The following is a 19,521-nucleotide window of genomic DNA, read 5'->3' as shown; positions in this document are numbered from 1 at the left end:
ATCAAATGACGATGTTACGTCCCGCTATACTGTTATTTATTCTGCTGTCTCTTATTACCGGCGGGCTTTACCCGCTGGTGACCACCGCGCTGGGTCAGTGGTGGTTTGCCGAGCAGGCTAACGGCTCACAGATTATCCAGAACGGAGAATCCCGCGGTTCACGGCTGATTGGTCAGAACTTTACGGATGCCCGTTACTTCCAGGGCCGCCCTTCCGCCACCGCGGAAAGCCCGTATAATCCGATGGCATCCGGAGGCAGTAACCTGGCGGGCAGCAACCCGGAGCTGGATAAAGCCGTTGCAGAACGCGTTGCCGCCCTGCGCGCCGCCAACCCGCAGGCCAGCCGTGACGTTCCCGTAGAGCTGGTCACCACCTCAGCCAGCGGGCTGGACTACAGCCTGACGCCACAGGCGGTGGCATGGCAAATTCCGCGCGTCGCTGCGGCCCGTCAGTTGACCATTGAACAGGTGAGCCAGCTGGTCGCTGAGCATACGCAAAAGCCGCTGGTCAGCTTCATCGGCATGCCGGTAGTGAATATTGTTGAGCTGAATCTGGCGCTGGATGCGCTAAGGAAAAACTAAATGACCGACGAGCCCATGCGCCCGGATCCGGACAGGCTGCTAGAACAGACGGCTGAAGCCCATCGCGGCAAATTGAAAATTTTCTTTGGCGCCTGCGCAGGCGTCGGGAAAACCTTTGCCATGCTGACGGAAGCTCAGCGGCTTCGGGCGCAGGGGCTCGATATTCTCATCGGCGTGGTGGAAACCCATGGCCGTAAAGAGACAGCGGCGCTGTTAAAAGGACTTGCCACACAGCCGCCACGACGTATTAGCCATCGTGGACGGCTGGTCACGGAGTTCGATCTCGATGCCGCCCTCGCCCGCCGCCCTGCACTTATCCTGATGGACGAACTGGCACACAGCAATGCGCCAGGCTCGCGTCATCCGAAACGCTGGCAGGACGTGGAAGAGCTGCTGGAAGCTGGCATCGACGTGTTCACCACCGTTAACGTCCAGCATCTGGAGAGCCTGAACGACGTGGTGAGCGGCGTTACCGGCATTCAGGTGCGAGAGACAGTGCCCGATCCCTTCTTTGACTCCGCCGATGAGGTGGTGCTGGTCGATCTGCCGCCGGACGACCTGCGCCAGCGCCTGCACGAGGGCAAAGTCTACATTGCCGGTCAGGCCGAACGCGCCATCGAACATTTCTTTCGCAAAGGCAACCTGATTGCCCTGCGCGAGCTGGCCCTGCGCCGTACCGCCGACCGCGTTGATGACCAGATGCGCGCCTGGCGCGACCTGCAGGGGCAAGAACGCGTCTGGCACACCCGCGACGCCATTCTGCTGTGCATCGGGCACGGTAGCGGCAATGAGAAACTGATCCGCACCGCCGCGCGGCTTGCGGCGAAATTTGGCAGCGTCTGGCATGCGGTGTATGTCGAAACGCCACAGCTGCATGCTCTGCCGGAACATCAGCGTCGCGCCATCCTCAGCTCGCTACGGCTGGCGCAGGAGCTGGGTGCCGAAACCGCCACCCTTTCCGATCCTCAGGAAGATAAAGCCATCCTGCGCTACGCGCGCGAGCATAACCTGGGAAAAATTGTCATTGGTCGTCGCCAGCACCGCCGCTGGTTCAGCCGTGAATCCTTCGCCGATAAGCTGGCCCGCCGCGCGCCGGACCTGGATCTGGTGATCGTGGCGCTGGATGACAAGCCCACGCCCCTGCCCAACCGTGCGCCGGATGCCCGCGCCTTTGGTGATAAATGGCGGATCCAGATCCGCGGCTGCCTTGTCGCCGTCGTGCTCTGCGCCCTGATTACCGTGATTGCCAGCCAGTGGCTGATCGCCTTTGACGCCGCCAACCTGGTGATGATTTACCTGCTTGGCGTGGTGGTGGTGGCGCTCTTCTACGGACGCTGGCCGTCCGTGCTGGCGACGGTCATCAACGTTGTCAGCTTCGATCTTTTCTTCATTGCCCCGCGCGGAACGCTTGCCGTGTCCGACGTGCAGTACATTCTCACCTTTGGCGTGATGCTCACCGTCGGGCTGGTTATTGGTAACCTGACGGCGGGCGTTCGCTATCAGGCGCGTATTGCACGCTATCGCGAGCAGCGTACGCGCCATCTCTATGAGATGTCCAAATCGCTGGCAGTCGGCCGCACGCCGCTGGATATTGTCCAGACCAGCGAGCAATTTATTCGTTCTACGTTTAACGCCAGTAATCTTATCTTGCTCCCGGACGAGCATGGCACCCTTCGTCCGCTCACCTCCGCCTCCGGCATGACGCCCTGGGATGAAGCCATCGCGCGCTGGAGTTTTGATAAAGGGCTGCCCGCAGGCGCAGGAACGGACACTTTGCCAGGCGTGCCTTATCAGATCCTGCCGCTACGCAGTGCGGATAAAAATCAGGGGCTGGTTATCGTTGAGCCAACCAACCTGCGCCAGCTGATGATCCCCGAACAGCAACGTTTACTGGAAACCTTCACCCTACTGGTCGCCAGCGCGCTCGAACGGCTGGCACTCACCGCCAGCGAAGAGCAGGCGCGGCTGGCAAGCGAGCGCGAAAGCATCCGAAATTCATTACTGGCGGCGCTCTCTCACGATCTACGCACTCCACTCACCGTGCTGTTTGGTCAGTCGGAGATCCTGACACTGGACCTGGCTGCAGAAGGTTCAAAACATGCGATGCAGGCCAGCGAAATCCGTCAGCATGTGCTGAATACTACGCGGCTGGTGAATAACCTGCTGGATATGGCGCGCATCCAGTCTGGCGGGTTTAACCTCAAAAAAGAGTGGCTCACGCTGGAAGAGGTCGTCGGGAGCTCGCTGAAAATGCTGGAGCCCGGCTTGGGCGGTCGCCATATCGCATTGAACATGCCTGAACCCCTGACGCTAATTCACGTTGATGGCCCCCTGTTCGAGCGTGTGTTGATTAACCTGCTCGAAAATGCCGCTAAATATGCGGGGGCGAAAGCACAGATTGGCATTAATGCCACGGTGAACGCACAAACGCTGCAGCTGGAAGTCTGGGATACCGGGCCGGGTATTCCGGTCGGGCAGGAAAAGGCCATTTTCGAAAAATTTTCGCGCGGTAATAAGGAATCTGCGATCCCCGGCGTTGGGCTGGGTCTCGCTATTTGCGAAGCGATTATTGACGTGCATGGCGGCACCATTTCGGCAGAGCACCGTCCGGAAGGCGGCGCACATTTTTGTGTTACACTTCCACTTGATACCCCACCAGAACTTGATGAATTACCAGAGGATTTGTGATTAACGTCCTGATTGTTGAAGATGAGCTCGCCATAAGCCGTTTTCTGCGCACCGCGCTGGAAGCCGACGGCCTGCGCGTTCATGAGGCCGGTACGCTTCAACGGGGGTTAATTGAGGCCGCAACGCGCAAACCTGACCTGGCGATCCTCGATTTGGGGCTACCGGATGGGGATGGCATCGATTTTATCCGTGAGGTTCGTCAGTGGAGCCAAATGCCGATTCTGGTGCTTTCTGCGCGAACGGAAGAAGCGGATAAAATCGCCGCGCTGGATGCAGGTGCAGACGACTATCTTATCAAGCCCTTTGGTATTGGTGAGTTGCAGGCCCGGCTTCGCGTCGCATTGCGTCGTCATAGTGCAACGACGCCTTCCGACCCGGTGTATACCTTCGGTGACATTCAGGTCGATCTTGCCGCCCGGCGCATCACCCGGGCAGAAGAAGAGATCCACCTCACGCCTATCGAGTTTCGTCTGCTTGCCGTTTTGCTCAACAATCATGGCAAGGTGCTGACTCAGCGCCAGCTGTTAAGCCAGGTCTGGGGACCCAATGCCGTCGAGCATAGTCACTATTTACGCATTTATATGGGACACCTTCGTCAAAAACTCGAAGTTGACCCCGCGCGCCCTCGCCATTTATTAACTGAAACCGGTATCGGTTATCGGTTTATGATTTGAATAACTATTCAAATTAATTTCAAATAAAGAAAACCACCTTCCAAAATAGACATAAAAATAATCCAGTCGTTGTTTTACGGATTATTTCCGCGCAATAAAAACACCAAGCAAACACAACATTAACACATCATCAACAAAACAGCATTTTGATCTGCGTTATTCATCAAAAACGACTAATTATTTGTGAAATGATCGGTCAACGGTGATCTCCTTCACAGTTAAACGCCATTTCCTGGATAAAATGACCATGCTTTCAATTACTGAAAGGAAAATGAAACATGGAAAACAACAATCGTTTAATGCCCCATATAAGGCGGACAACACATATCATGATGTTTGCCCACCGAAACTGCTTTGACTTTCATCTCTTTAATGCCCGGTAGTCCTTCGACTTCTGGCGCACTCGCTTACAGGTCATCCTGAAACACCTTATTTTACAGGCCACTGCCTGTGATCTCGTGCGCTCATTCATCTTGATTCAGACTCATCCGCACCGGGCGGACTGAATTTCAATCATCAAAAAAGCAATTTACTGATTTTAATCAGCGGTCACCCTTTGCTTTTTTTCCGGAAAAATATCGATTTCTTTCTTGCAAGAAATCGAGGGACGCTTATTACCTAAAATAAAGAGAGAAAGATGAAAAGTTTAAAAATCGCAGCCAGCCGTGCATGTCCGGATTGCTTTACTACCCAGCGTGAACTGGTGGATGTCCGCGCTTCTGATTATATTGATGTTGCCGCCATTGTTCTGGCAGTCACGGATATTGCCAGCGGTATTCTGGACGAAATAGAAGCCACCGGTTTTGGCATTCCTGTTTTTGTCGCGACGCACAAAGAAGAATTCATCCCGGCAGACTATTTATCGCGCATTCATGGCTTATTTGAGTATTCAGACACCAGCAACGATTTTTATGGACGCCAGCTGGAAGCGGCTGCACTGAAGTACGAAACCCAGCTTCGTCCACCGTTCTTCCGCGCCCTGGTCGATTACGTTAAACAGGGCAACAGCGCGTTCGACTGCCCAGGGCATCAGGGAGGACAGTTCTTCCGCCGTCATCCAGCCGGTAATCAGTTTGTCGACTTCTTTGGTGAGACGCTTTTCCGCTCCGATCTGTGTAACGCTGACGTCGCAATGGGCGATCTGCTCATTCATGAAGGTGCGCCGTGCATCGCCCAACAGCATGCGGCAAAAGTCTTTAATGCCGATAAGACCTACTTCGTGCTGAATGGCACGTCGTCATCCAACAAAGTGGTGCTAAACGCCCTGCTCACGCCGGGCGACCTGGTGCTGTTCGACCGTAACAACCACAAATCTAACCATCACGGAGCCCTCCTCCAGGCTGGCGCAACGCCGGTCTATCTGGAAACCGCACGCAACCCGTACGGCTTTATTGGCGGCATTGACGCCCACTGCTTTGAAGAAAATTATCTACGTGAGCTGGTGGCAGAGGTGGCGCCTGGCCGTGCACGCGATGCGCGTCCGTTCCGTCTGGCGGTGATCCAGCTGGGTACCTACGATGGCACCATCTATAACGCCCGTCAGGTGGTGGATAAGATTGGGCACCTGTGTGATTACATCCTGTTTGACTCTGCCTGGGTGGGCTACGAGCAGTTTATTCCGATGATGGCCGACTGCTCTCCGCTGCTGCTGGAGCTGAACGAAAACGATCCGGGGATCCTGGTCACTCAGTCCGTGCACAAACAGCAGGCAGGCTTCTCGCAGACTTCGCAAATCCACAAGAAAGACAGCCATATCAAAGGGCAACAACGCTATGTCCCGCATAAGCGGCTGAATAATGCCTTTATGATGCACGCTTCCACCAGCCCGTTCTATCCGCTGTTTGCCGCACTGGACATCAACGCCCGTATGCATGAAGGCCAGAGCGGCCGCAACATGTGGATGGACTGCGTGGTGAACGGTATCGAGGCACGCAAGCTGATCCTGGAGAACTGTCAGTATCTGCGCCCGTTCGTGCCGGAGACGGTGGATGGCCGTCCCTGGGAAAGCTGGGACACGGCGGACATTGCGACCGATCTGCGCTTCTTCCACTTCGTGCCGGGTGAACGCTGGCACGCCTTTGAGGACTACGCTGAGCACCAGTATTTTATCGACCCGTGCAAGCTGCTGCTGACCACGCCGGGCATCAACGCCCGCACCGGGGAATATGAGGACTTCGGCGTGCCCGCCACTATCCTCGCCAACTTCCTGCGTGAAAACGGCATCGTGCCGGAGAAATGCGATCTCAACTCGATCCTGTTCCTGCTCACGCCTGCGGAGGACATGGGCAAACTGCAGCAGCTGGTTGCTCAACTGGTTCGCTTCGAAAAACTGCTCGAGAGTGATGTTCCGCTAAAAGAGGTCCTGCCTTCTCTCTACAAACAACATCCGGAGCGTTACGCCGGTTACACCCTGCGCCAGATCTGTCAGGAAATGCATGACCTGTACGCCCGCCACAACGTGAAACAGCTGCAGAAAGAGATGTTCCGCAAGTCTCACTTCCCGCGCGTCATGATGAACCCGCAAGAGGCGAACTATGCCTATCTGCGCGGAGAGGTGGAGCTGGTTTCACTGCGTGACGCAGAAGGCCGTATCGCCGCTGAAGGTGCACTTCCTTATCCACCGGGGGTGCTGTGCGTTGTGCCGGGTGAAGTCTGGGGCGGTTCCGTACTGCGCTATTTTGCCGCGCTGGAAGAAGGCATCAACCTTCTGCCGGGCTTCGCGCCGGAGCTGCAGGGCGTGTACGTCGAGGAGTGTGACGGTCGAAAACAGGTTCGCTGCTATGTCATTAAACAATCCGCCGCTCAGCCATCTCTGCTGAAAGGAGAAAAATTATGAGCAAGTCCAATAAGATGGGCGTGGTGCAACTCACCATACTCACCATGGTCAACATGATGGGATCCGGGATTATCATGTTGCCCACCAAGCTCGCAGAAGTGGGGACCATTTCGATTATCTCCTGGCTGGTAACGGCAGTCGGCTCAATGGCGCTGGCGTGGGCGTTTGCCAAGTGCGGGATGTTCAGCCGTAAGTCTGGTGGCATGGGCGGCTATGCCGAATACGCCTTTGGCAAGTCGGGCAACTTTATGGCCAACTATACCTACGGGGTGTCGCTGCTGATCGCCAACGTGGCGATTGCCATCTCCGCGGTGGGTTACGGTACGGAGCTGTTTGGCGCGACGCTCAGCCCCGTACAAATAGGGCTGGCGACCATCGGAGTTTTGTGGATCTGCACCGTCGCCAACTTTGGCGGCGCGCGCATCACCGGACAGCTCAGCAGCATCACCGTCTGGGGCGTGATTATCCCGGTAGTCGGTCTGTGCATCATCGGCTGGTTCTGGTTTAGCCCGACGCTGTACGCCAACTCCTGGAACCCGCACCACGTGCCGTTCTTTACCGCTGTTGGGTCATCCATCGCCATGACGCTGTGGGCCTTCCTCGGTCTGGAATCCGCCTGCGCGAACGCGGAAGTGGTAGAGGATCCGGAAAAGAACGTGCCGATTGCGGTCCTCGGCGGCACGCTGGGCGCGGCGGTGATCTATATCGTCTCGACTAACGTGATTGCGGGCATCGTACCGAATATGGATCTGGCAAACTCCACGGCGCCGTTCGGGCTGGCTTTCGCGCAGATGTTCACGCCGGAAGTCGGGAAAGTGATTATGGGTCTGATGGTGATGTCCTGCTGCGGTTCCCTTCTCGGCTGGCAGTTCACCATTGCGCAGGTGTTTAAATCCTCCGCAGATGAAGGTTACTTCCCGAAAATCTTCTCCCGCGTAAGCAAGGCCGATGCGCCAGTGCAGGGCATGCTGGCGATTGTCATCTTCCAGAGCGGATTGTCGCTGATGACCATTAGCCCATCGCTGAACAGCCAGTTCAACGTACTGGTCAACCTGGCGGTTGTGACAAATATCATTCCGTACATTCTGTCGATGGCGGCGCTGGTGATTATTCAGAAAGTCGCGAAGGTGGATCCACGCAAGGCGCGAGCGGCCAATATCGTGGCGCTGATTGGGGCAATCTACAGCTTCTATGCGCTCTACTCATCCGGCCAGGAAGCGATGCTGTATGGCGCGATGGTGACCTTTATGGGCTGGACGCTGTACGGTTTGGTGTCACCGCGGTTTGAATTGAAGAATAAGCATAGTTAAAAAAAGCCCGGTGGCGCTAGCGCTTACCGGGCCTACGATCGCTGTTGCAGGCCGGGCAAACGCAGTGCCGCCCGGCACACAAACCGCACTTACGCGTTTTTCAGCACTTCGCTGACAATCTCTACCGCTTCTTTCTCAATCTGCTGACGGTGCTCAGCGCCGAGGAAGCTTTCGCAATAGATTTTGTACGCATCTTCCGTACCGGATGGACGCGCAGCGAACCAGCCGTTTTCGGTCATCACTTTCAGACCACCAATAGACGCACCGTTGCCCGGCGCCGCCGTCAGACGCGCGGTGATCGGATCGCCCGCCAGGGTGCTTGCGCTGACCATCTCCGGAGAGAGTTTGGACAGAGCGGCTTTCTGAGCAGAGGTCGCGCCAGCCTGAATGCGGTTATAGCTTGGCGCACCAAAACGTTCCGCCAGCGCGTTGTAATGTTCCTGCGGGTTCTTACCGGTGACCGCGGTGATTTCCGCCGCCAGCAGGCACATGATGATGCCGTCTTTGTCAGTTGACCACGGCGTGCCGTCGAAGCGCAGGAAGGACGCGCCCGCGCTCTCTTCACCGCCGAAGCCGAAGCTGCCGTCGTGCAGACCGTCAACGAACCACTTGAAGCCCACCGGCACTTCCACCAGCCTGCGGCCCAGCGCCTCGACCACGCGGTCGATCATCGCAGAGGAGACCAGCGTTTTACCAACAGCCACCTCTTTGCCCCACTGCGGGCGATGCTGGAACAGGTAGTTAATTGCAACGGCCAGATAGTGGTTTGGGTTCATCAGCCCGGCAGGGGTGACGATACCGTGACGGTCATAGTCCGGGTCGTTAGCAAACGCCAGGTCGAATTTATCACGCAGCGCCAGCAGGCCCGCCATCGCGCACTCGGAGGAGCAGTCCATGCGGATCGCGCCGTCTTTATCGAGGTGCATAAAGCGGAAGGTCTGATCGACATGATCGTTCACGATGGTCAGATCCAGCTTGTAATGCTCTGCAATGCGCTTCCAGTATTCAATACCGGAGCCGCCCAGCGGATCCACGCCCAGCTTCAGACCGGCTTTCTGGATGGCCGCCATATCGACGATATCCGCCAGCCCTTCCACGAATGGCTGAACCAGATCCTGCTCTTTCACATGACCGGACGCCATGGCGGCATCCAGAGTGATACGTTTAACGCCTTTCAGATCGTCGGCTAACAGGGCATTCGCACGGTCTTCCACCACTTTGGTGACGTTGGTGTCTGCCGGGCCACCGTTAGGCGGGTTGTATTTAATGCCACCGTCGTCTGGCGGGTTATGAGATGGCGTAATGACGATACCGTCAGCCTGTGCGCCACCTTTTTTGTTGTGTACGAGGATTGCGTTAGAGACCGCAGGCGTTGGCGTGAAACCGTTGTTCTCCTGAACAATCACATCCACACCGTTCGCTGCCAGCACTTCCAGTACGGAAATAAACGCCGGTTCAGACAGGGCATGAGTATCTTTCCCCACGTAGCATGGACCGGTAACACCATTTTTGGCGCGCTCTTCCGCGATGGCCTGGGCAATGGCCAGAATGTGCGGTTCGTTAAAGCTATGGCGCGCCGCACTACCGCGGTGACCAGATGTGCCGAACTTCACTGCGTGTTCTGCGTTGCCCACGACCGGCTTCAGCACGTAATACTGCGCGGTCAGTTGAGCGACGTTAATCAAATCGCTTTGTTGTGCAGGTTGGCCTGCACGGCTGTGATTTGCCATTGCCTGGTCCTTTTGATGCAAGGGTTAAATTGTACCGCAAACCTTTTCAATCAATTCCGCCGGGAACTGCATGGACTGCATGATGTGTTCAACCATGCTGCACTTGCGGCCCGTATTGGTATTGGTGATGACCCAGTACGGTGTGCCAGGGACATGTTTAGGTTTGGTTTGATTGCCATTTTGTAACAGCGTCTGTTCGTCGCCCGCGAAATAGACACGGGTGCGACCGTGGAGCGACTCGGTCGCTTCAGCAAACGCTTTGTTATCCAGTGAATGAAGTGTAGACAGCACCAGCATAAAGCGGTTAACCGCCTTTTTCTGCTCTGCGTATTCATCAGACAGCAGCAGTTCACGTACTGCGCGCACTTTATCTTTTGCCGGTATCACGGCAGGTTTTGCTTGTGCAACAACGCTCGGCTGAGACACGACATCTTTTGTGACAGGGGTAGCAGGCTGTGAGGCGGCGGAAATTTTAAGCATACGCCGTAAAATGTCGGACGCGCTCTCCCCGATATGCCGCGTCTGGCTGGCAATAAACTGATAGAGTTCGTCATCAACTTCGATTGTTTTCATCTTAATCCAGTGCGATATCTTATCTGAATACAAGTCGTTGGGATTATAAGGTCAAATCCCAACAGCGGATAGCGTCAAACCCGGCAGGCGGCAAAAGTCAGATTAAACTGGATCCTTGCAGCCGGGCGGCAGAATGGTCAACATGATACCCTAACCTGACATACGTAAAAAAAGAACTTTGCCATGAAATTGAATACCCGAGCGCAATCTGCACAATCGCCGAACAATAATTCTCCCATCGTACTGGTTCACGGGCTGTTTGGTAGCCTCGATAACCTGGGCGTGCTGGCGCGCGATCTGGTTTCCGACCACGATATTTTACAGGTTGATATGCGCAATCACGGTCTTTCCGGGCGTTCCGACGAGATGACCTACGCGGCGATGGCGCAGGATCTGCTGGATACGCTGGATGCACATAACCTGCAGAAGGTAACGCTGATCGGGCATTCCATGGGTGGCAAAGCGGTGATGGCCCTGACGGCGCTTGCGCCAGAGCGTATCAACGGGCTGGTTGTCATTGACGTCGCGCCTGTGGATTACAACGTCCGCCGTCACGATGAGATTTTCGCCGCTATTAATGCGGTCACAGAAGCGGGCGTCGCAACACGCCAACAGGCCGCCGCCGTAATGCGTGAGCATCTGGATGAAGAAGGCGTCGTGCAGTTCCTGCTGAAGTCGTTTGTCGACGGGCAATGGCGTTTTAACGTGCCGGTGCTCTGGGAGCAATACAACAACATCGTGGGCTGGGAAAACGTCCCCGCGTGGCCACACCCTACCCTCTTTATTCGCGGCGGAAACTCGCCTTACGTTACCGATGCCTACCGCGACACGCTGCTGGCCCAATTCCCGCAGGCTCGCGCCCATGTGATCGCCGGTGCCGGGCACTGGGTTCACGCCGAAAAACCGGACGCCGTGCTGCGCGCCATTCGTCGCTATCTCTCTGATACTGCAAATTGATTAAAAAGAGAGCGACTGGAAGGTTGTGGGCTTCCAGTCGTTGGCGTGCCGTTTTCGGTGATGTATGATGGCGCGCTTATCGCCCGGGCATTAGCAGGGCGGCGTATTTCCCCCGAAGTCTCAGAATCATGGCCAAAGAACAAACGGACCGTACGACACTAGATCTGTTCGCGAATGAGCGTCGACCGGGACGACCGAAAACGAATCCGCTCTCGCGCGATGAACAGCTGCGTATCAATAAACGCAACCAGCTTAAACGCGATAAAAATCGTGGGCTTAAGCGTGTCGAACTGAAGCTGAACGCCGATGCTGTCGATGCACTAAATGAGCTGGCCGAGGCGCGTAACATCAGCCGCAGCGAACTGATTGAAGAGATGTTAATCACCCAACTTGAGACATTGCGCAGCAAGGCATAAGTCTGAAAATCCCCTTTATGACCCTTTTCATGTAGCACAGAGTGCAGTCCTGCGCGATAGCTGTTTCCGCAGGGTTGCCTGTTCTGCTATTATTGCCCTTATCCGTGGACAAATTGCGCCACCATACCATTAAGTTTCAAGAGGTTATTTTACTCATGGCAATCATCGGCATTTTCTTTGGCAGTGATACCGGCAATACCGAAAATATCGCAAAAAACATTCAAAAACAGCTCGGTAAAGACGTTGCCGATGTGCACGACATCGCCAAGAGCAGCAAAGAAGATCTCGAAGGCTATGACATCCTGCTGCTGGGTATCCCGACCTGGTACTACGGCGAAGCGCAGTGTGACTGGGACGATTTCTTCCCAACCCTGGAAGAAGTTGACTTCAACGGTAAGCTGGTCGCGCTGTTCGGTTGTGGCGACCAGGAAGACTACGCAGAATACTTCTGTGACGCACTGGGCACCATCCGCGACATCATTGAACCGCGCGGTGCTGCTATTGTGGGCCACTGGCCAACGGCGGGTTACCACTTTGAAGCCTCTAAAGGCCTGGCAGACGACGACCACTTTGTCGGCCTGGCCATTGACGAAGACCGTCAGCCGGAACTGACCGCTGAACGCGTTGAGAAATGGGTTAAGCAGGTTCGCGAAGAACTGAACCTCGACGACATTCTTAACGCCTGATTTCCCGGTGGCGCAACTCCGGTTGCGCCCGCTTACCAGGTAAAACCGATTAAATTAATTGCTACAAACTTTTAACTTTTTCGTTCAGACCTGTACAATATCCCCCTGGTAAAAAGTGGATGCCATCGAACAAGTTTGTTGGTGATACCACGTTTTTATAAGCATACTTTGCTTGAGACTTGCAGTTTTCATTTAGCCATGGCAGTTCTATAATGAGACGCATTATCCCAAGTGCATTTTCTGTCACTTCTTCATTAGAAGTGAATCGTTTAGCAACAGGACAGATTCCGCATGACTGACAACAATACCGCATTAAAGAAGGCTGGCCTGAAAGTAACGCTTCCTCGGTTAAAAATCCTTGAAGTGCTTCAGGGGCCAGACAATCACCATGTCAGTGCGGAAGACCTCTACAAACGTCTTATCGACATGGGTGAAGAGATTGGGCTGGCAACCGTGTATCGTGTGCTGAACCAGTTCGATGACGCGGGCATTGTTACCCGTCATAACTTCGAAGGCGGCAAATCCGTTTTCGAGCTGACCCAGCAGCACCATCACGATCACCTGATCTGCCTCGATTGTGGCAAGGTTATTGAATTCAGCGATGATTCCATCGAATCACGCCAGCGTGAAATCGCCGCACGTCACGGTATTCGCCTGACCAACCACAGCCTGTACCTGTATGGTCACTGTGCTGAAGGCGATTGCCGTGAAGACGACCACGCGCACGACGCAAAATAATATCGTGTTTATACTCTGAGCCAGCCGTAAGGTTGGCTTTTTTTTTGCCTGTTTTTGGGCAAAAAAAAGCCCGGTGACGCAGCGCCACCGGGCATAAAGCAACTTATTTATTGTTACTGCGAATATCGCTCCAGATCTTATCGCAACGCTTCGCCACTTCCTGATCGTTACCGGTTTTACGCGCCTGAATGCAGGCCTGGTAATCCATCACGCGGACGTTTTCCTGCGTCGCAAACTGCTCATGCGCTTTCTCTTTCTTCAGCACGTTCAGCACGCTCTGACAGGCTTCGATTTTCTCGGGCGACCCTTCCGCCGTATTGATACAGGCGCTATAGGCCTCCTTCAGGCGGGAATCTTCTTTTGGTGCCTCAGTCTGAGCACACGCCACCAGCCCTGATACCAGCAACGCGACGATTACGATTTTTTTCATCATGTGCAGTCTCCATACCGGCGGGACATTGCCCGCCGGTGTGTTCATCAGAAGATAGTGAATGGCGCAATGACCATGAATTTCACGTCACGTTCATCCTGGAAGATGTTGCCGTAACCGCCCGCGTAACTCGGGATATCGGAGTGGTTGTCATACTGCGTGAAGTGCAGTTTGAACATCGTGCCTTTTGCACGGCCATCCTGCAGGGTGTAGATTGCATCCAGGCTGTAAGAAGACTCTTTCAGACGATAGTTTGGATCGTAGTACGCGTCCGGTGTCGCCATATCCGCAGGTTTTGCGCCCCAGGCGTAAGCGTAAGATGCACCCACCGCCCAGCCAGGCAGGTTCCAGTTTTTCAGGTCATACATTGCGCCGAAGAACACCGCTTTTTCGCCGTCGGCGTTGAAGTCAGAGCGGTTATCCCACCAGATATCGAGACGACCGTTAGAGGACGCGTAGGTTGGCGTCATACGCTGCAGGAAATAGCCCTGCTGCCCTTCTGCCTTCACCCATGTTCCTTCCAGACGTAAATCGACCTGGCCCACTTTGTAGCCGAAGGTCAGTGCCTGCAGCCATGCAGTGCCGTCATAGATATCGTTAACGGTGCCATTGCTGGCTTTATCGCGCGTGCCGTAAAACTGGTAGCTGGTGCTCAGCGGGCTGCCCACGACATCAAATTTGTAGCTGGCTTTAGCAAAATACTGATCGATATAACCTTCCGCCTGACCAAATGCAGCTTCCAGGACCAGGTCGTTTTTGAAGTCGTATTTTGCGCCCAGCGAGTGGAGGTAATCGACTTTGGTTTTCTTATCGTTCTGGTAGAACTTGTCCATCTCAATGTGCCACGGTGCTTTGTACTCGTTGGTCCACATATAGGAGAAGCTCAGCGCGCCCGCATCGCCGTAGTCAAAGTTAGCCCCGGCTTCCGCACCCTGGTAGGTACCCGGCATAAAGCTCCAGTGCGGCGCTAACAGCGTTTGACCGGTTGGCTGAATATAGCCCCCACGTGCCCACACCGGGCCGTATTTGAATTTCGCTGCTGCCTTGTACAGGCTGACACCGCTTTTATCGCCAGACCAGTCTTCTTTATACGCTTTGTTACTGGAGGAGAAGGCGATTTCGTTCGGGTGTGCGCTGTCGCCGTTTTCAGCCATTTCAATGGCGGTGAAGGCAGCAATATCCAGACCGAACATATCCGCGGCATAGCCTGACTGGAAGTCCAGGTTGGCGTTCCAGGTGGAGTGCGAAAGGTTGGTTTTGTATTTGTCTTCAGTGACGTCTTTACGGTCACGCTCACGCTGCCAGTAATAAATACCGCCCGTGAGGGTAGAATCATCGATGAAACCTTCTGCCTTAGCTTCTGGGGTGATCGCCAGGCTCGACATTGCTGTCACACCGACGATAGCCAGCGCCAGCGCACTACGTTTGCCACTGAACGTACGCATAGATTATTCCTCTTTGACGAATTAAAACGCCTTAACGGCGAAAATATAAAAGACCAAAAGGTCAGGGGTAGTTAGAAATACCCTCGAATTAACTACCGCCTTTAGGTTATTTTTCGCGACGCGAATTATCAATGCTTTTCCGTGGGCAAAAGTCAGGATTATGACGAAGTGCACATAATTCGTAGTGCTTTGTAACATTTAGAGGAGAGCGAGGATTGGCGGGGAAATATCAGAAATTTCAGCGGGTAGCGCAGGTATTTGCTGTTTATTTTTCATCCTTTTTGTATTTCGTAAAAATACAAACTTTTTTTTAGAAAAATAAGTAGCACCTCATTGACCTGATATTTTAGCGGCTTATCTTTAAGCCCTGGCTTAATACCATGATCATTAAATAAAAAAAACGCCGCAATAAGCGGCGTTTGTTTCTCCTTGACCAGAGCAGCAATATTATTCGCCGATCTTAGCCCAGGTGTCACGCAGGCCGACGGTACGGTTAAATACCGGTTTTTCTGCGGTGCTGTAACGGCTGTCCAGGCAGAAGTAACCTTCACGCTCGAACTGGAACGCTTTACCCGCTTCAGCCGCTTTCAGGGACGGCTCAGCGTAACCCTGCCTGATAACGAGTGATTCAGGATTAATGGTCGCCAGGAAATCGTCAGCCGCGCCTGGGTTAGGCACGCTGAACAGACGGTCATACAGACGGATCTCAACCGGCAGCGCATGGGAAGCGCTCACCCAGTGAATAACGCCCTTCACCTTACGGCCATCAGCAGGGTCTTTACTCAGCGTTTCTGCATCGTAAGAACAGAAAATGGTGGTGATGTTACCTTCTGCATCTTTCTCAACGCGCTCAGCTTTAATCACGTATGCATTACGCAGACGGACTTCTTTGCCCAGCACCAGACGCTTGTACTGCTTGTTCGCTTCTTCGCGGAAGTCAGCACGATCGATCCAGATCTCGCCGCTGAACGGCACGTCGCGGGTACCCATCTCCGGCTTGCTCGGATGGTTAGGCATAGACACCAGCTCGCTCTCGCCCTGCGGGTAGTTTTCGATAACCAGTTTAACCGGGTCGATCACCGCCATCGCGCGCGGGGCGTTTTCGTTCAGGTCTTCACGGATGCAGGACTCCAGAGAAGCGATTTCAATGGTGTTGTCCTGTTTGGTGACGCCGATACGTTTGCAGAACTCGCGGATAGACGCGGAGGTGTAGCCACGACGACGCAGACCGGAGATGGTCGGCATACGCGGGTCATCCCAGCCTTCAACGTGCTTGTCAGTGACCAGCAGGTTCAGCTTACGCTTGGACATCACGGTGTATTCCAGGTTCAGACGAGAGAACTCGTACTGACGTGGATGCACAGGAATGGTGATGTTATCCAGCACCCAGTCGTACAGACGGCGGTTGTCCTGGAACTCCAGCGTACACAGAGAGTGCGTAATGCCTTCCAGCGCATCGCTGATGCAGTGGGTGAAGTCGTACATCGGGTAGATGCACCACTTGTTACCGGTCTGGTGGTGTTCCGCAAACTTAATGCGGTACAACACCGGATCGCGCATCACGATGAACGGAGAGGCCATGTCGATTTTGGCACGCAGACACGCTTTGCCTTCTTCGAAGCCACCGGCACGCATTTTTTCAAACAGCGCCAGGTTCTCTTCTACGCTGCGATCGCGGTATGGGCTGTTTTTGCCCGGTGCGGTCAGCGAGCCGCGGTATTCACGGATTTCGTCAGCAGAGAGTTCGTCGACATACGCCAGACCTTTGTTGATAAGCTCTACAGCGTAGGCGTACAGCTGATCGAAATAGTCAGAGGAGTAGCAAATATCGCCAGACCAGCTGAAGCCCAGCCATTGCACGTCGTTCTTGATGGACTCAACGTATTCGATGTCTTCTTTTACTGGGTTGGTGTCATCGAAACGCAGGTTGCACTGGCCCTGATAGTCTTGCGCAATACCAAAGTTCAGGCAGATAGATTTTGCATGCCCAATATGCAGGTAGCCGTTCGGCTCCGGCGGGAAGCGGGTATGAATTGTGGTGTGCTTACCACTGGCCAGATCTTCATCGATGATCTGACGAATAAAGTTACTCGGGCGGGCTTCTGCCTCACTCATCGTGGATTCCTCAAAGCGTAAACAACGTATAACGGCATATGATCTTATAAGCCGGACGTAGTGACAACCCTTAGTTACGGAAAATACGTATCAGATGAAAATAATGGGGGCGTTTGCTGCAAAAAAAAGCGGCGGAGGATATCCCCCGCCGCTTAAGGCATGACTCTACTCAGGAGCGATTACTTGCCTTTAATCTCATACAGTGGCGTTTGGCCCGCAACCACCTGACCTTTCGCCTGGATAACCAGACCGCTGAAGTCGTCGATGTTGCTGCACACGACCGGGCTGATCATCGAGCGCGCGTTAGCGTTCAGGAAGTCCAGATCCATTTCAAGAATCGGCTGGCCTGCCACGACTTCTGCCCCCTCTTCCACCAGGCGAGTAAAGCCCTGGCCGTTCAGCGCAACGGTATCGATACCCATGTGGACAACGATCTCCGCGCCTTTTTCCGTTTCGAGGCAGAACGCGTGGTTAGTGTTGAAGATTTTCACGATGGTACCGGCAGCAGGAGACACAACGGTTTTGTCCGTTGGCTTCACGGCCACGCCGTCACCGACCGCTTTGCTGGCGAACGCTTCGTCAGGTACCTGCTCAATGGCAACCACGTCACCCGTAACCGGGGACACCAGCGCGGCGATGGTCACCGCATTTGGCACAGCCTGTGGTTTAGCAGCAGCGGGGGCAGCAGGCGCTGCAGTGGCTTCAGCTGCGGCTACCGGACCCGTCGTTTTCATCGCGTTAGCAATTTTCTCTGCCACGAAGCCGACGATAATCTGCACGCTGGTTTTGTTCAGGCGGATAACGCCGGACGCACCCAGACGTTTTGCCAGCGCTTCGTTCACCAGAGAAGAGTCTTTAACGTTCAGACGCAGACGAGTGATACAGGCATCAATACCGGTCAGGTTGTCAGAACCGCCGACAGCGGCAATGTACTGACGCGCCAGACCAGAAACATCCTGCTCCTGACCGCCGCTCACGTTCACATCCTGACCATCCGCTTCGCTACCGGCAACAGCCAGCTCGCGACCCGGGGTCATCAGGTTGAATTTGGTGATGGTGAAGCGGAATACCACATAGTAGATAACGAAGAACACCAGACCCTGAGGGATCAGCATCCACCAGTGGGTCGCCAGCGGGTTACGGGACGACAGCACCATATCCACCAGACCGGCGCTGAAGCCGAAACCGGCAATCCACTGCATGCTTGCAGCGATGAACACGGAGATACCGGTCAGCACGGCGTGGATCACATACAGAACCGGCGCAACGAACATGAAGGAGAATTCCAGCGGCTCGGTGATACCAGTGAAGAAGGCCGCGAACGCACCTGCCATCATGATACCCAACACTTTCGCTTTGTTCTCGGGACGCGCGCAGTGGTAGATAGCCAGCGCTGCACCCGGCAGGCCGAACATCATGATTGGGAAGAAGCCTGCCTGGTAACGACCGGTGATACCCACAACCGCTTTACCTGCTTCGATGGACTGTGCGCCACCCAGGAAGTTAGGAATATCGTTAATACCGGCAACGTCGAACCAGAATACGGAGTTCAGCGCGTGGTGCAGACCAACAGGGATCAACAGACGGTTGAAGAACGCGTACACGCCCGCACCGACGGAACCCAGCTTCTGGATGTGTTCACCGAAGTTCACCAGACCGTCGAAGATCACCGGCCAGATGTACATCAGGATGAACGCAACGAAGATCATCACGAAGGAGGTGAGGATTGGCACCAGACGACGGCCGCTGAAGAACGACAGCGCTTTCGGCAGCTCAACGCTGCTGAAGCGGTTGTACAGTTCCGCAGAGATAATACCGACGAGGATACCCACGAACTGGTTGCTGATCTTACCGAACGCGGCAGGAACCTGGTCCGCCGGGATCTTCTGGATCATGGAAACCGCAGCCGGAGAACAGAGCGTGGTCAGCACCAGGAAGCCCACGAAACCGGTCAATGCCGCAGCACCGTCTTTATCTTTGGACATACCGTAAGCCACACCAATGGCGAACAGCACGGACATGTTGTCGATGATGGCAGAACCAGACTTAATGAAGAACGCCGCTAGCGCGTTGTCTCCACCCCAGCCAACCGGGTCAATCCAGTAACCGACACCCATTAATATCGCTGCCGCTGGCAGCGTGGCAACCGGCACCATAAGCGCGCGGCCAACCTTTTGTAAATAACCTAGAATACTCACTTTCTTCCCCCTATGAGACCCCGTTTCAGGCACGTTCTCTGCTGTGTTTTTATTGTGTCATTAACTAATAGATACAGTTGATGATTCACTGGCATTGTGAGTGTGTGAAAAATTAATTCGTATCGCAAATTAAACACCCGTTTT

Annotated in this window: 16 protein-coding genes; 10 read left to right on the top strand and 6 right to left on the bottom strand. The window is 54.5% G+C overall.

Annotated features, from left to right (window positions below; translation table 11 throughout):
• Nucleotides 1-5 precede the first annotated feature (5 nt).
• The 6 genes from kdpC to potE all read left to right on the top strand — a co-directional run bounded on the left by kdpC (nt 6) and on the right by potE (nt 8,089).
• Nucleotides 6-581, top strand: a complete 576-nt coding sequence (gene kdpC / locus ACOQH0_RS06585; RefSeq protein WP_100165279.1) for a potassium-transporting ATPase subunit KdpC — start codon at nt 6-8, stop codon at nt 579-581.
• Nucleotides 582-3,269, top strand: coding sequence for a two-component system sensor histidine kinase KdpD (gene kdpD / locus ACOQH0_RS06580; RefSeq protein ID WP_348556282.1), 2,688 nt, complete (start codon nt 582-584; stop codon nt 3,267-3,269).
• On the top strand, nt 3,266-3,943 hold the full coding sequence (gene kdpE / locus ACOQH0_RS06575) for a two-component system response regulator KdpE (protein WP_218307881.1): 678 nt from the start codon (nt 3,266-3,268) through the stop codon (nt 3,941-3,943). The genes kdpD and kdpE overlap by 4 nt, the downstream gene beginning before the upstream one ends.
• Before the next feature lie 278 nt (nt 3,944-4,221).
• Nucleotides 4,222-4,326, top strand: a complete 105-nt coding sequence (gene speFL, locus ACOQH0_RS06570; RefSeq protein ID WP_003858645.1) for a leader peptide SpeFL — start codon at nt 4,222-4,224, stop codon at nt 4,324-4,326.
• A 254-nt stretch (nt 4,327-4,580) separates the two neighbouring features.
• Nucleotides 4,581-6,779 (top strand): ornithine decarboxylase SpeF, encoded by a 2,199-nt coding sequence (gene speF, locus ACOQH0_RS06565; protein WP_421511817.1) that lies wholly within the window; start codon nt 4,581-4,583, stop codon nt 6,777-6,779.
• The gene (gene potE, locus ACOQH0_RS06560; RefSeq protein ID WP_256459920.1) at nt 6,776-8,089 is read left to right on the top strand and encodes a putrescine-ornithine antiporter; all 1,314 of its coding nucleotides are present in this window, start codon (nt 6,776-6,778) and stop codon (nt 8,087-8,089) included. The genes speF and potE overlap by 4 nt, the downstream gene beginning before the upstream one ends.
• An 89-nt stretch (nt 8,090-8,178) precedes the next feature.
• Here potE and pgm read toward each other — a convergent pair whose 3' ends face one another.
• Both pgm and seqA read right to left on the bottom strand, forming a co-directional pair.
• On the bottom strand, nt 8,179-9,819 hold the full coding sequence (gene pgm, locus ACOQH0_RS06555; RefSeq protein WP_421511816.1) for a phosphoglucomutase (alpha-D-glucose-1,6-bisphosphate-dependent): 1,641 nt from the start codon (nt 9,817-9,819) through the stop codon (nt 8,179-8,181).
• Nucleotides 9,820-9,843: 24 nt separating this feature from the next.
• Nucleotides 9,844-10,392: a replication initiation negative regulator SeqA gene (gene seqA, locus ACOQH0_RS06550; protein WP_010428659.1), complete on the bottom strand. Its 549-nt coding sequence runs from the start codon at nt 10,390-10,392 to the stop codon at nt 9,844-9,846.
• A 183-nt stretch (nt 10,393-10,575) separates the two neighbouring features.
• Here seqA and ybfF point away from each other — a divergent pair, with 183 nt between their 5' ends.
• From ybfF to fur, 4 genes are all read left to right on the top strand, one after another.
• Nucleotides 10,576-11,349, top strand: coding sequence for an esterase (ybfF, locus tag ACOQH0_RS06545; RefSeq protein WP_100165283.1), 774 nt, complete (start codon nt 10,576-10,578; stop codon nt 11,347-11,349).
• A gap of 128 nt (nt 11,350-11,477) precedes the next feature.
• Nucleotides 11,478-11,765: a LexA regulated protein gene (gene ybfE / locus ACOQH0_RS06540; RefSeq protein WP_010428654.1), complete on the top strand. Its 288-nt coding sequence runs from the start codon at nt 11,478-11,480 to the stop codon at nt 11,763-11,765.
• 155 nt (nt 11,766-11,920) lie between these two features.
• Nucleotides 11,921-12,451 (top strand): flavodoxin FldA, encoded by a 531-nt coding sequence (fldA, locus tag ACOQH0_RS06535; RefSeq protein ID WP_003858653.1) that lies wholly within the window; start codon nt 11,921-11,923, stop codon nt 12,449-12,451.
• 291 nt (nt 12,452-12,742) lie between these two features.
• A complete protein-coding gene (gene fur, locus ACOQH0_RS06530; RefSeq protein ID WP_010428651.1) occupies nt 12,743-13,189 on the top strand; it encodes a ferric iron uptake transcriptional regulator in 447 nt (148 codons plus the stop codon).
• A 103-nt stretch (nt 13,190-13,292) separates the two neighbouring features.
• Here the strand turns inward: fur and chiQ are convergent, their stop codons facing one another.
• From chiQ to nagE, 4 genes are all read right to left on the bottom strand, one after another.
• Nucleotides 13,293-13,619: a ChiQ/YbfN family lipoprotein gene (gene chiQ / locus ACOQH0_RS06525; protein ID WP_407585608.1), complete on the bottom strand. Its 327-nt coding sequence runs from the start codon at nt 13,617-13,619 to the stop codon at nt 13,293-13,295.
• Nucleotides 13,620-13,666: 47 nt separating this feature from the next.
• Nucleotides 13,667-15,064 carry a chitoporin ChiP gene (chiP, locus tag ACOQH0_RS06520; protein ID WP_421511812.1) on the bottom strand — a complete coding sequence of 466 codons (1,398 nt, stop codon included), beginning with the start codon at nt 15,062-15,064 and terminating at the stop codon, nt 13,667-13,669.
• A gap of 447 nt (nt 15,065-15,511) precedes the next feature.
• Complete coding sequence (glnS, locus tag ACOQH0_RS06515) at nt 15,512-17,179, bottom strand: glutamine--tRNA ligase (protein ID WP_010428641.1); 1,668 nt, start codon at nt 17,177-17,179, stop codon at nt 15,512-15,514.
• 179 nt (nt 17,180-17,358) lie between these two features.
• Complete coding sequence (gene nagE / locus ACOQH0_RS06510) at nt 17,359-19,377, bottom strand: N-acetylglucosamine-specific PTS transporter subunit IIBC (protein WP_100165289.1); 2,019 nt, start codon at nt 19,375-19,377, stop codon at nt 17,359-17,361.
• Nucleotides 19,378-19,521: the final 144 nt, after the last annotated feature.

The organism is Enterobacter sp. JS8-1, from assembly GCF_049187015.1.
Lineage (GTDB): Bacteria > Pseudomonadota > Gammaproteobacteria > Enterobacterales > Enterobacteriaceae > Enterobacter > Enterobacter mori.
Note: the sequence above shows the minus strand (reverse complement) of the source record. Positions and strands in the feature narration are given on the sequence as shown.

Coding starts and splice junctions, on each gene's coding strand:
- kdpC (WP_100165279.1), top strand. CDS start 6: ATGACGATGTTACGTCCCGCTATACTGTTATTTATTCTGCTGTCTCTT.
- kdpD (WP_348556282.1), top strand. CDS start 582: ATGACCGACGAGCCCATGCGCCCGGATCCGGACAGGCTGCTAGAACAG.
- speFL (WP_003858645.1), top strand. CDS start 4,222: ATGGAAAACAACAATCGTTTAATGCCCCATATAAGGCGGACAACACAT.
- speF (WP_421511817.1), top strand. CDS start 4,581: ATGAAAAGTTTAAAAATCGCAGCCAGCCGTGCATGTCCGGATTGCTTT.
- potE (WP_256459920.1), top strand. CDS start 6,776: ATGAGCAAGTCCAATAAGATGGGCGTGGTGCAACTCACCATACTCACC.
- pgm (WP_421511816.1), bottom strand. CDS start 9,819: ATGGCAAATCACAGCCGTGCAGGCCAACCTGCACAACAAAGCGATTTG.
- seqA (WP_010428659.1), bottom strand. CDS start 10,392: ATGAAAACAATCGAAGTTGATGACGAACTCTATCAGTTTATTGCCAGC.
- ybfF (WP_100165283.1), top strand. CDS start 10,576: ATGAAATTGAATACCCGAGCGCAATCTGCACAATCGCCGAACAATAAT.
- ybfE (WP_010428654.1), top strand. CDS start 11,478: ATGGCCAAAGAACAAACGGACCGTACGACACTAGATCTGTTCGCGAAT.
- fldA (WP_003858653.1), top strand. CDS start 11,921: ATGGCAATCATCGGCATTTTCTTTGGCAGTGATACCGGCAATACCGAA.
- fur (WP_010428651.1), top strand. CDS start 12,743: ATGACTGACAACAATACCGCATTAAAGAAGGCTGGCCTGAAAGTAACG.
- chiQ (WP_407585608.1), bottom strand. CDS start 13,619: ATGAAAAAAATCGTAATCGTCGCGTTGCTGGTATCAGGGCTGGTGGCG.
- chiP (WP_421511812.1), bottom strand. CDS start 15,064: ATGCGTACGTTCAGTGGCAAACGTAGTGCGCTGGCGCTGGCTATCGTC.
- glnS (WP_010428641.1), bottom strand. CDS start 17,179: ATGAGTGAGGCAGAAGCCCGCCCGAGTAACTTTATTCGTCAGATCATC.